Origin of the sequence: Lacticaseibacillus parahuelsenbergensis (assembly GCF_030770265.1) — a bacterium.
GTDB classification, from domain to species: domain Bacteria; phylum Bacillota; class Bacilli; order Lactobacillales; family Lactobacillaceae; genus Lacticaseibacillus; species Lacticaseibacillus casei.
Genome location: NZ_CP132482.1, coordinates 2,839,772 through 2,855,035, shown reverse-complemented (window position 1 = coordinate 2,855,035; position 15,264 = coordinate 2,839,772). Strand labels below are relative to the sequence as shown.

Sequence of the window (15,264 nt, the reverse complement as noted above, 5' to 3'; positions counted from 1 at the left end):
AATTTGCAATCTCAATAAACACTATATGCCTTAAAATTCTTTGCTTAAAAAATTAATGCAATGTTGTTGCAAACAAAAAGCAAAGGTGATACATTGATGACGTTGAAAGCGTTTCCTTCTTGTTTCTGACGGGGACAGATTTCAGGTAACAAACAAAGCTATAAGCGATTTTCAGGGTGTGTGAAAGGAGAAAGCCAGATGGCCTTAAAATTTGAAGAGGCGTTTATCTACCCAAAGCTAGACGCCAAAAGTTATGAAGATGCGGTTCGTAAAATGTCACAAAATCTCTTAAAGGAAGGTTATGTCACTTCTGAGTATCCCGATCAAGTGCTTGCTCGGGAAAAGAATTTTCCGACAGGATTGGTATTGGCAAACATGAATATTGGTATTCCGCACACGGAAGCTGAATATGTCAAGAAAACAGCTGTAGCGGTTGCCACTTTAAGAGAACCAGTTAAAGTTCACAGCATGATTGATCCGGAACAAGAATTACCGGTCAGCATGATGTTTATGATCGCCGTTAGCGACCCTAAAGGACAAGTCACAATCTTGCGCGAATTGATGCGCCTTTTCCAAGATCAAGATTTGATGGAAAAAATTATGTCAGAAGATACAGCATCAGGGATTTATAAGTTATTGAAGTCAAATACCGTTAAGGAGCAAAGCAGCAAATCTTAGGAGGATGGAATTTATGAGCAAACGTATTAATTTATTGGCAGTTTGCGGTTCGGGAACTGTAACGTCATCTATGGTCGCTGGTGAAATCCAAGATGAACTAAGCGATGACGGTTACACAGTCAAGGCAACAGAAGCTCGGCCAACAGAAGCAAAACAGTTAATTGATAGTGGCAAATTTGATTTAGTGGTGTATACAAGTCCACTTCCTAAAGCCGACTATGGGGTCCCAGTTATAAATGGGACAGGCTTGTTGACTGGCATTGGTGAGGACGAATTTTGGGAAGAACTTAAAAAGACCGTTGCTGGAATTAGTGGGAAAGCTTAGAGCTCTTTGTTAGTTCTTATACAAAATCATCAATATACGAGGAGATGCCGAAATGCTAACGACAGTAAAGCTCGTCTTTGACACTTTTGGAGCAAACGTCTTTGTTCCGATTATCTTATTCTTCATCGCCTTAATACTAAAAGTTAAGACCCAAAAAGCTTTTCTCTCGGCTTTATATGCCGGTGTTGGGTTGACTGGATTCACTCTATTATTGAATTCATATACACCGATCATTAGTAAAGTCATTAAAAAGATGGTTAGTGACACAGGCGTTAACCTGCCTGTTTTCGATATTGGTTGGCAAGGGGCCTCACTTGTAGCTTACTCCACTCAGGCAGGTATGATTTTTCTGGTTGTTGCATTTATTCTGCAAACAGTTTTGTTCTTAGTTCGTTGGACAGATGTCTTTCAGCCTTCGGATTTATGGAATAACTACTCCTACATGGTTTGGGGTTCGATGTGTTATTACGTCACAAAAAACATGTGGCTTTCGCTACTCTTGATGTGCCTCTTAAATATGTACAGTCTTCTTCTTTCAGACTCCATCGCTCAACGATGGTCAACGTACTATGGCTATCCTAGAACGACCATCATTGCCTTGCATAATTTGGAACCGGCAATTTTTGGCATTTTAATGGATCCTATCTGGAACAAATTGCACATCAACAAAATCAAATTAAGTCCTGAGTACCTTCAAGAAAAGTTGGGATTCTTAGGAGAACCGATTTCGTTGGGATTTTTCTTAGGATTTCTGCTAGGTATCCTGGGGAACTTTAAACATCTCGGCGAATTAGCATCTTGGGGACAAATTACGCAAGTGGCGATTGCTACAAGTGCAATTATGGCTATCTTCCCTAAAATTGCCGGTATTTTTGCTCAAGCTTTTGCACCTCTTTCCCAAGCTGCCAGTCGCTCGATTCGTAAAAGCAATAAAGGCAAAGCGGCAAATCAACCTGAAGGTAAAAAGCCTCGTCTATGGTTCTTGGGTGTCAATGATGCGGTTGGTTTTGGTGAAACAGCCACTCTGATTACAGGAATTTTACTGATTCCTATCATGGTTGTTCTGGCTATCTTGTTACCAGGTAATAAAGTCTTACCGGTTATTGATTTGCTTGCGATCCCATATTGGATTGAAGGTCTGATCGCGTTGTCGAACGGTAACATGGTCAAAACAATGATCAATGCCGTCATCTGGTTCAGCTTAGGGCTTTATATGTGTACCGCAACTGCTCCTTTATTCACACACATTGCAAGTTCAGGAATTGGCGTTGCTATTCCAACAGCTGCATTGATGGTCACAAGCTTTAACATTCTTGGCAAGCCGTTCTTTGGCTTAATCTTCTATGCCTTTTTAAGCCAAAACATTTTTTGGATAGGGTTGACTATCATTCTTTACTTCGTTTTATGGGCAGCGTTCCAAAAGAACAAAGAGAAATTCCGTGCTTATTTGGAACGGGCTGCTGCTAAGAATGCCACTGCGGCAACCGATGGTTGATGTTTGGAAAGATTAGAACAAGTTGTTAACGCGGACGAAAGATTTAAAAAAGGTGGGCAATATTCTCATGGTTAATACAATGAAAGCTGCTGTGTTGATTAGTGCTGGTAACGTCGAGTACAAAGATGTCCCGGTTCCGGAAATTTCTGATGACGATTTTCTGATTAAAGTTGCTTATTCAGGCGTTTGCGGTTCAGATCTACCCAGAAGCCAAAAAGAAAATGGAGCTAGACTGTATCCGTTGATTATGGGGCATGAATTTAGCGGTACAGTGGAAAAAATGGGCGCCAACATCGAAGGTTTTAAGGAAGGCGATCATGTTGCCATTGCGCCGTTGCTGCCTAATTCGGATTCGATTTACACCAAAATGGGATTGTATGGGTTCAGCGAACACTACAACTTGATAGGGACAGGTAGCAATGGCGGATTCGCAGAATACGTTAAAGTGCCCAAAGGTCATGTTTTGCATCTGCCTGACTCAGTTGATTTAAAGACAGCAGCTGGCATTGAACCGGCTACGGTTAGTGGATATGGATTAGCTCGCGGGCACATTCAAGCTGGAGATACTGTGGCAATTCTTGGTGCCGGATCAATCGGCCAGTTTGCGATTCAGAATGCAAAACTTTATGGCGCAAGCAACGTCATTGCTGTTGATGTATTTGACGACAAACTTGAATTGGCGAAAAAGCTTGGTGCGGATTATACGATCAACGGAAAGACGCAGGACGTCATTTCAGAAGTTAAAAAGATTACCAAACATGGGGTAGACGTTGCCGTTGACTGTGCAGGTAGCCGATTCACTGAAATTGAAGCCTTGGAAATTACGCGGCGAGACGGCAACGTTGTCTATATCGGTATCTCAGGAGATGATTTGCCGATTCCTAAAGATGTCTTTGAACAATATGTTTTGCGCGGCGGCTTGAATATTCACGGATCATGGATGTCATACACCATGCCATATCCTGGTCGGGCATGGGATATCGTCATTGATGCCATGAGCAAAGGCCGGCTGAACTTTAAATCAATGATTTCACATGAGATTAGTCTAGATCAGCTCGGAGATACCTTGAAGAAAATGTACAACAAAGAAATTGAATTTAACAAGGTAGTCGTAAAGATCAATCAAGATATCGATTAACAAAATCGCTGATGCTGGAAGCGCCACTATAGGAAGGAAGAGATTTTAAAATGTTAGAATCTTTAAAGAAACAGGTTTACGATGCCAATATGCAGCTACCTAAATTAGGTTTGGTTACTTTTACCTGGGGAAATGTATCTGGAATTGACCGAGAAAAAGGCCTATTCGTTATTAAACCATCGGGTGTTGCCTACGAAGATCTTACGCCAGACGATATGGTGGTGGTTAACCTTCAAGGGGAAGTAGTGGAAGGTGATTTAAACCCTTCTAGTGATACGCCAACCCACACGGTATTGTATAACGAATTTCCAGACATTGGCGGCATTGTTCATACCCATTCACCTTGGGCAGTTGCATTTGCCTCAGCTCATATGGATGTGCCGAATCTAAATACGACGGCTGCCGACACTTTCTATGGTGATGTTCCAGTCTCTGAAGCATTAACTAAACAAGAAATTGAGGAAGCTTACGAGGAAAATACAGGCAAGGTAATTGTTAAGACTTTCAAGGACAGGGGAATTGATCATAACGCAGTTCCTGCAGTCATTGTTAGTCAGCATGGTCCGTTTAGTTGGGGCGCAACACCAGAAAAGGCAGTTTACAACGCAAAAGTTCTCGAGGTAGTTGCCGATATCGATTATCATGCCCTGACGTTAACACATGCGGATGTTCATGTTCCTCAGTATCTGCTGGATAAGCACTATTATCGTAAGCACGGGAAAAATGCATATTACGGGCAGAATAATGCTAAGTCAAAGAGCCATGCCGTAAAGCTTTAAGCTCTGCGTTCAATGCACGCTTTAAAAACTTGAAGAAAGGATTTAGGAGTTAGATACTCATTCAACGATTCGAAGCATCTCGGGTATACGATTGAATCGGCGAAAACCGCATATTAAAGCTGAGAAACACCCCGCGATCGCAGTTGAGCAGTGACTACGATTGCGGGGTGTTTTATATTATCATGGTTTTTGGTTGTCTCTTCGAAATGTATCTATTTGTCATCATGTCGGTTTAACTCAACAATGACACGATAAGTTTCTGGCTTAAGCGCCCATTGCATACCTTTATCGATTTCGGACAAAGGCACGGTACCCGCGATCAATGGCTTTACATCAACACTTCCGTTATTTAGCAACCTCATAGCTTTAAGAAAATCGCCAGAATCCGAATTTGCGCTGCCCATTAATTTTGTCATTCGCCGATGAAGGGTGTGAGGACTAATAGAAATTGGTGTGTCTGGATGAAAAGAACTGTATAGAATAACTCGTCCATCAATAGCGGCCATTGATACAGCCTGTTCGGCAACTGGCGAAATAGGCAGGGTGTCGAATACAACGTCTGCACCTTTTCCGTTTGTTAATGTATTAATTGCGTTAACTGGGTCCAGATGTTTAGGATTGATTATTTCGTGAAACCCAAGCTGTTTCAAAAATTTTTGCCGATTTCCATCAGGTTCGCTGACAATAACACGCGCACCGCGCTCTCGTGCAAGCATCGCATGGAATATGCCCATAATGCCTGCACCAATAACCACTACATCATTACCCAATTCAACCTTTGCCGTATCTACGCTATGAACGACACAAGACAACGGCTCGGTAAGTGCCGCTTCTTCGTAGGTTAATTGATCACCAATTTTAAAGAGTTTAGTCACCGGAACGGCTAAGTACTCTGCGAGCCCGCCCATACCGCGAATGTTTAAACCGCCAACATGATTTTCGTAAGAGAACTGGGTGCAACTTCCTTCGTGGCCTGTCCGGCAATTATCGCAGTAGCCGCAAGAAGTCAGCAGGCCAACAACAACCCGGTTTCCGATTTGCCATAAATCGGTGTCAATTTTTTTCCCAACATCAATGATAATTCCTGCTTCTTCATGACCGCCAATAAATGGAAAGTGAACTTTGTTAACACCTGTATAAACTCGTTGTTCCCACGTACAAAGGGCACACGCCTTAATCTCTACGAGGACCTCGTCTTCTTTGATATTAGGTTTATTGATTCTTTCAACATCTAACTGTTCAATATCGTTGAAAATTGCTGCATTCATAGTTGCCATAATTTTAGCCTTCCTTTTTGTTCTTTTTTTCGTAGTTTTTAAATATCTCGAAAGCCGTGTTTGCATCAGCATTGTTATGAACTATTGCATTCAAGCCAGCTACTATTCCAACTGGGCTCTGACTCTGAGTGATATTTCGACCGACAGCTACACCTCGGGCACCGATCTCAATACAATGTTGGACAAACTTGAAGTAAGTTAGTGTGTCAGTCTTTGGACCGCCTAAAGCTAGAACAGGCTGACTGGTACTTCCTGTGATCAGGGCATCTTCTTCAGTACCTGTAAATCGTGTCTTAATAATGTCAGCACCAAGTTCTGCGCTCAGTCGAACGGCAGTTGCAATATAATGTGGATCATTTGACTTTGGGGAAGTAACTGGATAGCCAAACGGCAAAGCTTCTGCAATGACTGGCACTTTCCACTTTGCTGACTGATGCGCCAGTTTGGTCAGCATGTGATGAGAATCAGCTTCTCTTTTTGAGGCACCAGGAAATGTCATACAGACGACTCCTGATGCGCCGAGTTTAAGCGCATCTTTAATATCGAAAAAGAGTTGTGTGTTAGGCACTGATGAATCGTAAATTTCAGTATTTGCATCCACACGAAGTACAGTTGTTACCTTAGACAGTTCATGTTCATAAGTCTTAGCTTGACCGTACGTGACTAAGGCAGTATCTAAACCGGCATCAACTAATTGGTCAATTTGTAAACTCGTGTCGTCAATACCTGATGTGGTCATTGAAAAAGCAAAGCCATCTAACGCAGCAACAACTGCTCTGCCATCTGCTGCGAATATTTGATTCATTCTCCTAAATTTGCTCATAATCGTTTTCCTTGTCCTTTCATTACAAAAACGCCCAAAAACTCCTGAAACAGGAATTCTTGAGCGTCTCCTTACGTTGCTCTATGCAGATCTTTAGTTTTAACTATCGATGGTACATGGTTTCATCAATCGCATCAACAGGTCTTTGTTAGTCAGCTTTTTCTGCCGCTGATGATGCTCGTGGGTACCACAAATCTTTCTGGCTAGTTGCAATAAGTTGATAGCCTGACGAAAACGCTAATTTAACTTGGTTACGAGTTTCTAACAAGCCACTTGCGATTAACGGCTTGTGTGTAACCATTTGTTTAATGCGTTTAACTTCAGCAATCGCACCAACGGCTGGCAAAACTTGAACAGCATCATAACTGTCAGAATTTTTTAAAAAATCGTGTGCCTTTGCCAAAGAAAGTGAATCAATTAAAGGAAGCCGATAGATTGTTGTCATTCCCCAATGTTTTCCTTGACTAAGTGCTCGAACATTAGCACTTAAAATACCATCTAATTTATACAAGTTTTTCAGCAAATGCATGCCGATATCATCCGATTTAAAGCCGCCTAAGATATCGATATGCGCCACTGCCTGTTTTTGATGTTCATGGATAGCATGGACAAATTCTCTCAAATTTCCAATCGAAACCCCAGATAGCAAAATAACCTTTGAGGGCACGCGCAATGCATAGTTGAGATCACGACCATTTATCAACGATGGAATGACCATTGATGTGTCAAAAATAACAAAATCACCTCCATGCACGTCATACGGCAAAGTCCCTTGATAAGTTTTTGTTATCCCAAGCCACTGTTTACTGACCGACGGCTGCTAACAATTTATTGACTTGTGATATTGGATCACTAGTGTCAAAGACGTAGGAACCAGCAACGAAAATATTAGCACCGGCTGCCGCACAATCCTTAATGGTTATATCGTTAATACCCCCATCTACTTCAATGTTGAATTTCAAACCTAAATTATCTCGTAACTCAGCCAATTCTTGAACCTTATTGACCATTTGAGGAATAAACTTTTGCCCGCCGAATCCGGGGTTAACAGTCATAATTAGTACTTGGTCTACAAGTGGCAACACTTCCCTTGCAGCGTCAACCGGTGTTCCTGGATTCAAAACCAGTCCGGCTTTTGCTTCAAAATTCTTAATTTCCTGAAGAACACGGTATATATGCACTGATGCTTCTAAATGCACCATGATGACGTCGCCACCAGCCTTTGCAAATTCTGGTGCAAACTTATCGGGATTGTCAATCATCAAATGGCAATCAAGCTTTAATGATGTTGATTTGTGGAGATCTGCAATCATCTTTGAACCGAAAGTAATGTTGGGAACAAAGTGACCGTCCATTACGTCAACATGAAGCATATGAATGCCAGAATCTTTAACTTTATCGATATCCTGCATTAAATTTGAAAAGTTAGCACTTAATATTGAAGGCGCAATTTCAATTGACATTTTCTTTTCCCCCGAATAATTCTGGTTAATCCTAAATAATCCAGAATAAACCGCCAACGACACCGATTCCGACAAGTATTAATAATACCGTAGTGGGTTTGAACTTTTTTCGCAAAAGATAGTAGGTGAGTAGGGTGACAGCCATAGGGAGTAAACCGAGAACCAGTTTATCAAGTATCCCGGTTTGAACCTTCATAACGGTTTTACCCAAGTGCAATTTCGCCGGAGTGGAGATCTTAACGAAGGTTGCTGACAGTGCGCCAATGACAATGGGTCCTAATGTTTGCGCATAAGTCATCACTGTCGGTAATAATGATCCCTGTAAGATCTTCGCTATTCCTTCTTTACCTAAGTTATAGCCCTGCATCCAAGCAAGATACCCGATGGACCAGATAATCGCTAAGTGCAAAACGGCAAAAAGAACGGGTCCCATTAAAATATTTCCTTTTGCCGCAAAACTAATAGTAAATGACAGCAAAATTGGAATTAAAGTACCTTGCCAAAGTGTGTCACCAATCCCCGCCAAGGGTCCCATCAAACCAGTTTTCAGGCCGTTGATGGTTTCATCAGTAATCGGTGCACCATTTGCTTTTTGCTCTTCCATCGCAATGGTAACGCCAAGAATGGAGCCGCCAAAGTGTGGTTCGGTGTTGAAGAATTGCATGTGTCGTAATAAAGCGGCTTTCATTTCTGCTTCATCATCGCCGTATAATTTCTTAAAGATAGGTGAAAGGGCATGAATCACCCCAGTAGCTTGTAAACGTTCGTAGTTGTAATTGGCGTGTGAGAAGAATGTCCACCGCCAAAAAGCCTTAACCACGTCACGCTTGCTTAATCTTTTTGCATTAGGCTTTTTTTCCGAGGGGAGTTCTTTTTCTTCGAGTTGTTCTTTTTTGTCTTCTTCACTCATGCTTGTTCACCTCGTTTCAGGAATAACTGGGTGTAAATATAGGCTATGATTGCTGCAAAGATAGCGATTGGCAAAATTGCGAGTTTTGAGTAAACGGCAACCATGAATCCCAGAAGAAAGAACACAATAGTTCCTTTGCTGCTCATTGCATGCAAGTTCATCGCGATCCCTAGAGCAGGTAAAATACCACCGATAACTGTTAATACATGCAATGGTGTACCAGCTAATCCACCAATAACCTGTTTGACCGGTCCTGCACCGAAATATGCTGCCAGCATAGCGGGAATGACGGAAAAAAGAAACATAGTTATCTGAGGCGGCCATACATGCAAGAAATCAATTCGTTTCAAATTTCCTTCTTCTGCTGCCTTGTCTGCCATGTGAACAAAAGTAATATCCACCGTCATATGAAGAACCCATATCATGGTCCCAACAAGGCTGATGGGTACGGCTAGTGTAATTGCGACTGATGGGGAAACGTTGGATGCCATGCCAAGGGCGGTACCCAACGTACCAGCTAATGCCGTATCCATAGGGACAGCACCACCGGCACCAATCCAAGCTAGAAAAGGCAGCTGAATAGCGGCACCGTAGATTGTTCCTTTAACCGGATCGCCCAGAATCAAGCCAACTAAAGCTCCGTTTACCAAGGGACGCATGATAGTGTGAGTGCCTGCTAGGGAAACCCAAGGCGTCCCCATCTGACCAAGGTAGTAAACAACCCCAATCAGGAATGCTTGCCAGAGATGAATTGTCATATCTCTATTCCTCCATTTTTACTTCAACAAGTTTTTAACATCAGTTGCTCCATCGCTGGGTACAATTTGAATTTTGACGTCAACGCCTGCATCAATTAGCTTTTGCATAATAGCTTTTTCGTCGTCTGAAGCGGAAATATTTTTATAAAACTTTTTTCTTTGAGGATTTGCACCCATACCGCCAATAACAACTTTGTCAATTTTGACGCCTGCATTTACCAAATCGAGGAAAGCTTTGGGAGTTTTTGCTAGTAAAAGTAGCTTATCGTTACCGTGTTCCCCCTTTAGGAAATCTGGTCCTTCGGCAACGCTTAAGACATCTAACTTGATTCCTTGAGGTACTGACATGGACATAATGCTTTTTAGAAAATCATCCTTTGCTGTGGCATCATCGATAATGACAATGTGATTACCCTCCGTATACTGCAACCAAGCAGTCATGACCTGGCCGTGAATTAAGCGATCATCAACACGTGCTAATACGATCTGTGACATGATAATTCCCCCCTTAATGTTTTGTTTGCGAAGTGTGTGCATTTAGTTCATCCCAAAAGTTTTTGATACCAACTTTAGCGGTTTCAAATGCAGCATTCGTGATCTGTTCAATATTTTGCCCCATCATTCGTGCATTGATTGCTTCAATAATCATCGGCAAATTGACCCCTGTGATCAGCTGGATTTTGACATCCTTGATTCTACTTGCGCAAAGTGCTGCTTGATTATACGGACTAGCGGCAAAAAGATCAGTGAACACAATGACACCGTCACCTTCATCTTCTTGTCGGATCAATTTTTCCAGCTTCAATCCAAATTCGGAAACATCATTGCCTTCGAACAAACCAATTTCGCCAATGTTCTCTTGTTCCCCAATAATTAACTTCACTGCGTCCAGAAACCCTGACGCTAATTTTCCGTGAGTTGCAATGACAAAACCTACCATATTTTCAACTTCCTTCTTTCATAGAATCATCACCGTTCATAGTTGAGATATAGCAGTTACCATTCAAATTTCAGAACGGCTTTGTACCAAGCCTTACTTGCAACAATTGCCTCAAATGCTTTATTTAAATCGGACGCGCTTCTGATAATCGTTTCTTTTTGAGGCAAGAGTTTACGAAGCGTGTCTTGATATGCTTGACTTTGACTCATGGCTTTAACGACTTCTTCAAAGTCAGGTGTTGTCGAACGGCTAGTTCCATAGAACGTCAAACCCTTTTCCAAAATATCTCGGGTATCAATTGGAACCAGATCTTCGCTAACGCCCATTAAGACAAATTTACCTGTTCGTTTGATGACTTTAATGCCTTCGTTAATGGCACTTGAGCTAAAGTTTCCGCCCGTTGCTTCGAAGATCACATCAAATTGTTCACCAGCATGGTCGAAATCATACTCTGTAACCAATTCTTTGTTAGCAAAGTCAAATTCATTTAGTCGGTCAGGAACTGCACCGAACACAGTCAGGTGTTCTTTATCAATGCCGCGAATGTAATGCAAAACGGCCGCTGCCATGTAGCCAACAGGTCCATCACCAAATAACGCGACACGGCAGTCTGGCTTTGCTAATGCATCCGCAACATGACTAGTTGCGTGATACCCCACGGTGCTGACCTCAGTTAAAATTGCAATTTCATCTGGAATGTTGTCTGGGAGAGGGACAACCGCACGATCCGGCTGCACTAAGTCACTTTGCGCAATTCCGTCATAACCACTACTTAAAAAGACTGAGTCGACACTGTAATTGTCAGGGATTGTATCTTTCTTTTTTTCCCCTCGTAACATATAACCAGGAACATTTGGGACAATTACAACTCGCTGCCCTTTTTGGAATTTGTCGCTCATTGTTTCTTTAATTGTCCCAATGCCCTCGTGCAACAAAGCCATAGGTAGCTTTTTAGCCAATGCCTCTGGGCGTCTTTTACCAGCAAAGTAGCGATCATCCGCATGGCAAACGCTTGCCATTAGTGGCTGAATATTGACAAATCCAGGCTTTAGTTCGTGCTTTAACATAACCTCTTCAATATCTCCAGGATTCAATAACCTGTAGGACTTCGACGTAATTTCCTTGCTTCTAACTGCATTGTTTAACATGATATAAGCCTCCATCTTTTTGCAACCGTTTTCAAGAAGGACTATAGCACGAGGTTTTGCACTTTGCAATGTTTTTCTACTTGAATGTTTGCCATAATTTGCAAATTAATGGCGCGATGCCTTGATTTATCAAGTATCGAACGAGGTTTAGGAATGTTAATATTGCCTTATACTTTGGGGCGTGCTTAGACAAGTTAAATCAACATTTGGAGGCGATCTTGGTGAATTATATTGAACGGCAGCAAAGTATTTTAAAACAATTGAACAGTAACGGAAGCGTGCGTATCTCTGAGTTAGCGAAAGACTTATCTGTTTCGCGCGAAACGCTTAGGAAAGACATCGCCGAGCTAGGGAACCAAGGGAAACTACAAGTGATCCGTGGTGGGGCTGTTCTGAATAAACCCGTAAATGAAACGATTTATGACCAGAGGCGCAAAGAGAACTTCCAAGAAAAGCTCTCAATCGCCCGGAATGCTGTCAAACTCATTTCTGAGGGTGATTCTGTATTCTTAGGCAATGGCACAACTGCTGCACTGGTGGCTCAGGAAATCAAGGAACATGAGTTTAAGAATGTCGTTGTTATCACGACATCAATTAATGTTCTGCTGGAACTACGATATGCAGAGTCGGTTCAGCTGGTCTTGCTCGGCGGAGGGCTTCGTCGTATTGAAGGTTCACTGTCTGGCCCCTTGACGCTTGCCAATATCGACAGTGTCTTCTGCGACATTGGCTTTTTTGGTTCTGGTGGTGTAAGCATCAGTCGTGGCGTGACAAATCATTATTTTTCTGAAATTGAGGTGGACAAAAAGATGATGCAGCATTGCCATAAAAAGGTGTTGCTGGCAGATCATTCGAAGTTCACTAAGATGAATCCCTTTAGAACAGCTTCGATAAGTGATTACGACGTCATTTTGTCTGACAAAGGTCTCAACACTGAGACTATCTCGGCAATGGAAAAACACGGTGTAAAGGTCATTGTTTAAGAATGTTAATGGCGGTGTCCTTATCGTCATTCTTAAAAATAATTTTGAAAGGGGTTTCAAAATTTTGCTTGTGTGGTATTATTGCTATGCAAATAAACGCAAAGTTTAGCAAAGGAGATTGCCAATTATGGACCAAACAATTGAAAAAACCACCGACTATTCGTCGAAAGAATATTTGGCTGAAGTCGATAAGTATTGGCGGGCGGCTAACTACCTGTCGGTCGGTCAGCTTTACTTGAAAGACAACCCGCTGTTGAAGCGGCCATTGAAGGCATCAGATGTTAAAGTGCATCCGATTGGTCACTGGGGAACGATTTCGGGTCAGAACTTTATTTACGCCCATTTGAATCGGGTCATTAACAAGTACAACTTGAACATGTTTTACATTGAAGGTCCGGGTCATGGCGGCCAGGTGATGGTCTCTAACTCCTATTTGGATGGCAGTTATTCGGAACTGTATCCAAAGATTGAACAGAACGCGCAGGGCTTACAACGGCTGTTCAAACAGTTCTCGTTCCCTGGTGGGGTGGCGTCACATGCCGATCCGAAGACACCGGGTTCCATTCACGAAGGCGGCGAGCTGGGTTACTCTATCCTTCATGGTGCCGGCGCGGTGCTGGACAATCCAGGCTTGATTGCGGCGGTTGGCGTAGGTGATGGCGAGTCGGAAACTGGTCCGTTGGCAACTTCCTGGCAAGTTAATAAGTTTCTCAATCCAGTGACCGATGGGACAGTTTTGCCGATCTTGAACCTGAACGGCTTCAAGATTGCCAACCCAACCGTTTTGTCACGGGAATCCCATGAAGAGCTGGAAGATTACTTCAAAGGCTTGGGTTGGGATCCGCATTTTGTCGAAGGCAAGGATCCAGCTAAGATGCATGTGCTCATGGCAGCCGAAATGGACAAGATCATCGAAGAGATCCAGGCGATTCGGAAGAACGCTAAGGATAACGATGATGAAAGCCGTCCGGCATGGCCGATGCTGGTCTTCCGCGCTCCTAAAGGCTGGACCGGTCCGAAAGAATGGGACGGCGAACCGATCGAAGGTTCCTTCCGTGCCCATCAGATTCCAATTCCGGTGGACCAAGGCGATATGCAACATGCCGATCAACTCGTTGATTGGTTGAAGTCCTACCATCCGGAAGAATTGTTTAATGACGATGGCACCCTGAAAGCTGACATTAAGGCGATCATTCCTAAGGGTGACAAGCGCATGGCCATGAATCCGGTGACGAACGGTGGTCAATTGGCCAAGCATCTGGAGAAGCCAAATCCATCTGATTACGCTTTGGACAACAAGGATCATGGCGCTATTGAAGGGCAGGACATGATGGTGCTCGGCGCTTACATTCGTGACCTGATCAAACTCAATGATAAGAACAAGAACTTCCGCGGTTTTGGACCAGATGAAACCCTGTCTAATCGATTAAATAAGGTCTTTGAAGCAACGAAGCGGCAGTGGATGGAACCAACTGACCCGCCATATGATGCCCTGTTAGCGTCACATGGCCGGATCATTGATTCGATGCTTTCCGAGCACATGGATGAAGGCATGTTAGAGGCTTACACCCTAACCGGCCGTTATGGCTTCTTTGCCAGCTACGAATCCTTCCTGCGCGTGGTTGATTCCATGCTCACCCAGCACTTCAAGTGGTTACGCAATGCCCATGAAGAAGCCGACTGGCGTGCTGATGTACCATCTTTGAACGTCATCGCTTCTTCCACCGCGTTCCAGCAGGATCACAACGGTTATTCCCATCAGGATCCTGGCGTCATCAGCCACTTGGCAGAAAAGAAGACCAAGTACATCCGCGCTTATCTGCCAGCCGATGCCAACACGTTGGTGCGGGTCTTCGACAAGGCCGTTGATTCCAAACAACTGATTAACCTGATCGTTTCCAGCAAGCATCCGCGTCCGCAGTGGTTTACGGACACCGAAGCCAAGGATCTGGTTGAAAAAGGCCTCGGCATCATCGATTGGGCCAGCACCGACCAAGGCGCTGAGCCGGATCTGGTTATTGCGGCTGCCGGTTCGGAACCAACGCTGGAAAGCTTGGCCGCCATCTCCATCCTGCACAAGGCCTTGCCAGACCTCAAGATTCGCTTCATCAATGTCATCGATCTGCTTAAGCTGAAGAAAGACGATCCACGTGGCTTGTCCGACGACGAATTCGATATGTACTTCACCAAAGACAAACCAGTCATCTTCGCCTATCACGGCTATGACGACCTGATCAAGGACATCTTCTTCGATCGTCATAACCATAACTTGCATGTTCACGGTTATCGTGAAGAAGGCGACATCACCACCCCATTTGATATGCGGGTACGTAACGACCTTGATCGCTTCCACTTGGTTAAGGAAGCCGTCCTAGATGTGCCAGATTTCAACGAAAAAGGCGCTCATCTGATGCAGGAAATGGATGATCTCCTGCAGAAGCACCACGACTTCATTCGTGAAGCCGGGACCGATCTGCCGGAAGTCGAAGAATGGAAATGGGAACCGTTGAAGTAAGTTTCATCCTCCTTGGGAAATAGGGAAATATT

At 43.4% G+C, this 15,264-nt stretch carries 16 protein-coding genes; 7 read left to right on the top strand and 9 right to left on the bottom strand.

Translation table 11 applies throughout. The annotated features are described in order from the left end of the window. Nucleotides 1-180: 180 nt before the first annotated feature. From LACPH_RS13290 to LACPH_RS13270, 5 genes are all read left to right on the top strand, one after another. Nucleotides 181-678, top strand: coding sequence for a PTS sugar transporter subunit IIA (locus LACPH_RS13290; RefSeq protein WP_306387058.1), 498 nt, complete (start codon nucleotides 181-183; stop codon nucleotides 676-678). Between the two features lie 13 nt (nucleotides 679-691). After that, a complete protein-coding gene (locus tag LACPH_RS13285) occupies nucleotides 692-1,003 on the top strand; it encodes a PTS sugar transporter subunit IIB (protein ID WP_274785324.1) in 312 nt (103 codons plus the stop codon). A 52-nt stretch (nucleotides 1,004-1,055) separates the two neighbouring features. Further along, nucleotides 1,056-2,498 carry a PTS galactitol transporter subunit IIC gene (locus LACPH_RS13280; protein ID WP_274785325.1) on the top strand — a complete coding sequence of 481 codons (1,443 nt, stop codon included), beginning with the start codon at nucleotides 1,056-1,058 and terminating at the stop codon, nucleotides 2,496-2,498. A 67-nt stretch (nucleotides 2,499-2,565) separates the two neighbouring features. Then, nucleotides 2,566-3,636: a galactitol-1-phosphate 5-dehydrogenase gene (locus LACPH_RS13275; RefSeq protein ID WP_306387057.1), complete on the top strand. Its 1,071-nt coding sequence runs from the start codon at nucleotides 2,566-2,568 to the stop codon at nucleotides 3,634-3,636. Between the two features lie 50 nt (nucleotides 3,637-3,686). Beyond that, the gene (locus LACPH_RS13270) at nucleotides 3,687-4,415 is read left to right on the top strand and encodes an L-ribulose-5-phosphate 4-epimerase (protein WP_049172851.1); all 729 of its coding nucleotides are present in this window, start codon (nucleotides 3,687-3,689) and stop codon (nucleotides 4,413-4,415) included. A gap of 212 nt (nucleotides 4,416-4,627) precedes the next feature. Here the strand turns inward: LACPH_RS13270 and LACPH_RS13265 are convergent, their stop codons facing one another. From LACPH_RS13265 to LACPH_RS13225, 9 genes are all read right to left on the bottom strand, one after another. After that, nucleotides 4,628-5,692 carry a zinc-dependent alcohol dehydrogenase gene (locus LACPH_RS13265; protein WP_274785327.1) on the bottom strand — a complete coding sequence of 355 codons (1,065 nt, stop codon included), beginning with the start codon at nucleotides 5,690-5,692 and terminating at the stop codon, nucleotides 4,628-4,630. Between the two features lie 4 nt (nucleotides 5,693-5,696). Then, nucleotides 5,697-6,515: a class I fructose-bisphosphate aldolase gene (locus tag LACPH_RS13260; RefSeq protein WP_274785328.1), complete on the bottom strand. Its 819-nt coding sequence runs from the start codon at nucleotides 6,513-6,515 to the stop codon at nucleotides 5,697-5,699. Between the two features lie 148 nt (nucleotides 6,516-6,663). After that, nucleotides 6,664-7,269 carry a glycerol-3-phosphate responsive antiterminator gene (locus LACPH_RS13255; RefSeq protein ID WP_274785329.1) on the bottom strand — a complete coding sequence of 202 codons (606 nt, stop codon included), beginning with the start codon at nucleotides 7,267-7,269 and terminating at the stop codon, nucleotides 6,664-6,666. Nucleotides 7,270-7,318: 49 nt separating this feature from the next. Next, entirely contained in the window at nucleotides 7,319-7,978 is a 660-nt protein-coding gene (gene rpe / locus LACPH_RS13250) for a ribulose-phosphate 3-epimerase (protein WP_274785330.1), read from the bottom strand. Between the two features lie 31 nt (nucleotides 7,979-8,009). Beyond that, complete coding sequence (locus LACPH_RS13245; RefSeq protein WP_049172842.1) at nucleotides 8,010-8,888, bottom strand: PTS system mannose/fructose/sorbose family transporter subunit IID; 879 nt, start codon at nucleotides 8,886-8,888, stop codon at nucleotides 8,010-8,012. Continuing rightward, nucleotides 8,885-9,646, bottom strand: a complete 762-nt coding sequence (locus tag LACPH_RS13240; RefSeq protein ID WP_049172841.1) for a PTS sugar transporter subunit IIC — start codon at nucleotides 9,644-9,646, stop codon at nucleotides 8,885-8,887. The genes LACPH_RS13245 and LACPH_RS13240 overlap by 4 nt, the downstream gene beginning before the upstream one ends. A gap of 18 nt (nucleotides 9,647-9,664) precedes the next feature. Beyond that, the gene (locus tag LACPH_RS13235; RefSeq protein ID WP_274785331.1) at nucleotides 9,665-10,141 is read right to left on the bottom strand and encodes a PTS sugar transporter subunit IIB; all 477 of its coding nucleotides are present in this window, start codon (nucleotides 10,139-10,141) and stop codon (nucleotides 9,665-9,667) included. Between the two features lie 13 nt (nucleotides 10,142-10,154). After that, the gene (locus tag LACPH_RS13230; protein ID WP_274785332.1) at nucleotides 10,155-10,586 is read right to left on the bottom strand and encodes a PTS sugar transporter subunit IIA; all 432 of its coding nucleotides are present in this window, start codon (nucleotides 10,584-10,586) and stop codon (nucleotides 10,155-10,157) included. Between the two features lie 56 nt (nucleotides 10,587-10,642). Continuing rightward, nucleotides 10,643-11,734, bottom strand: coding sequence for a zinc-binding dehydrogenase (locus LACPH_RS13225; protein WP_274785333.1), 1,092 nt, complete (start codon nucleotides 11,732-11,734; stop codon nucleotides 10,643-10,645). A 221-nt stretch (nucleotides 11,735-11,955) separates the two neighbouring features. On the opposite strand from LACPH_RS13225, the gene LACPH_RS13220 reads away from it, so the two are divergent. Next, nucleotides 11,956-12,717 carry a DeoR/GlpR family DNA-binding transcription regulator gene (locus LACPH_RS13220; protein ID WP_087913057.1) on the top strand — a complete coding sequence of 254 codons (762 nt, stop codon included), beginning with the start codon at nucleotides 11,956-11,958 and terminating at the stop codon, nucleotides 12,715-12,717. A 127-nt stretch (nucleotides 12,718-12,844) separates the two neighbouring features. Beyond that, nucleotides 12,845-15,232: a phosphoketolase family protein gene (locus LACPH_RS13215; RefSeq protein WP_306387056.1), complete on the top strand. Its 2,388-nt coding sequence runs from the start codon at nucleotides 12,845-12,847 to the stop codon at nucleotides 15,230-15,232. Nucleotides 15,233-15,264: the final 32 nt, after the last annotated feature.

Bases quoted from the DNA above. Each gene is read 5' to 3' on its own strand.
- LACPH_RS13265 (WP_274785327.1), bottom strand. From the start codon at position 5,692: ATGGCAACTATGAATGCAGCAATTTTCAACGATATTGAACAGTTAGAT.
- LACPH_RS13270 (WP_049172851.1), top strand. From the start codon at position 3,687: ATGTTAGAATCTTTAAAGAAACAGGTTTACGATGCCAATATGCAGCTA.
- LACPH_RS13225 (WP_274785333.1), bottom strand. From the start codon at position 11,734: ATGTTAAACAATGCAGTTAGAAGCAAGGAAATTACGTCGAAGTCCTAC.
- LACPH_RS13245 (WP_049172842.1), bottom strand. From the start codon at position 8,888: ATGAGTGAAGAAGACAAAAAAGAACAACTCGAAGAAAAAGAACTCCCC.
- LACPH_RS13240 (WP_049172841.1), bottom strand. From the start codon at position 9,646: ATGACAATTCATCTCTGGCAAGCATTCCTGATTGGGGTTGTTTACTAC.
- LACPH_RS13275 (WP_306387057.1), top strand. From the start codon at position 2,566: ATGGTTAATACAATGAAAGCTGCTGTGTTGATTAGTGCTGGTAACGTC.
- LACPH_RS13285 (WP_274785324.1), top strand. From the start codon at position 692: ATGAGCAAACGTATTAATTTATTGGCAGTTTGCGGTTCGGGAACTGTA.
- LACPH_RS13235 (WP_274785331.1), bottom strand. From the start codon at position 10,141: ATGTCACAGATCGTATTAGCACGTGTTGATGATCGCTTAATTCACGGC.
- LACPH_RS13280 (WP_274785325.1), top strand. From the start codon at position 1,056: ATGCTAACGACAGTAAAGCTCGTCTTTGACACTTTTGGAGCAAACGTC.
- LACPH_RS13230 (WP_274785332.1), bottom strand. From the start codon at position 10,586: ATGGTAGGTTTTGTCATTGCAACTCACGGAAAATTAGCGTCAGGGTTT.
- LACPH_RS13260 (WP_274785328.1), bottom strand. From the start codon at position 6,515: ATGAGCAAATTTAGGAGAATGAATCAAATATTCGCAGCAGATGGCAGA.
- rpe (WP_274785330.1), bottom strand. From the start codon at position 7,978: ATGTCAATTGAAATTGCGCCTTCAATATTAAGTGCTAACTTTTCAAAT.
- LACPH_RS13215 (WP_306387056.1), top strand. From the start codon at position 12,845: ATGGACCAAACAATTGAAAAAACCACCGACTATTCGTCGAAAGAATAT.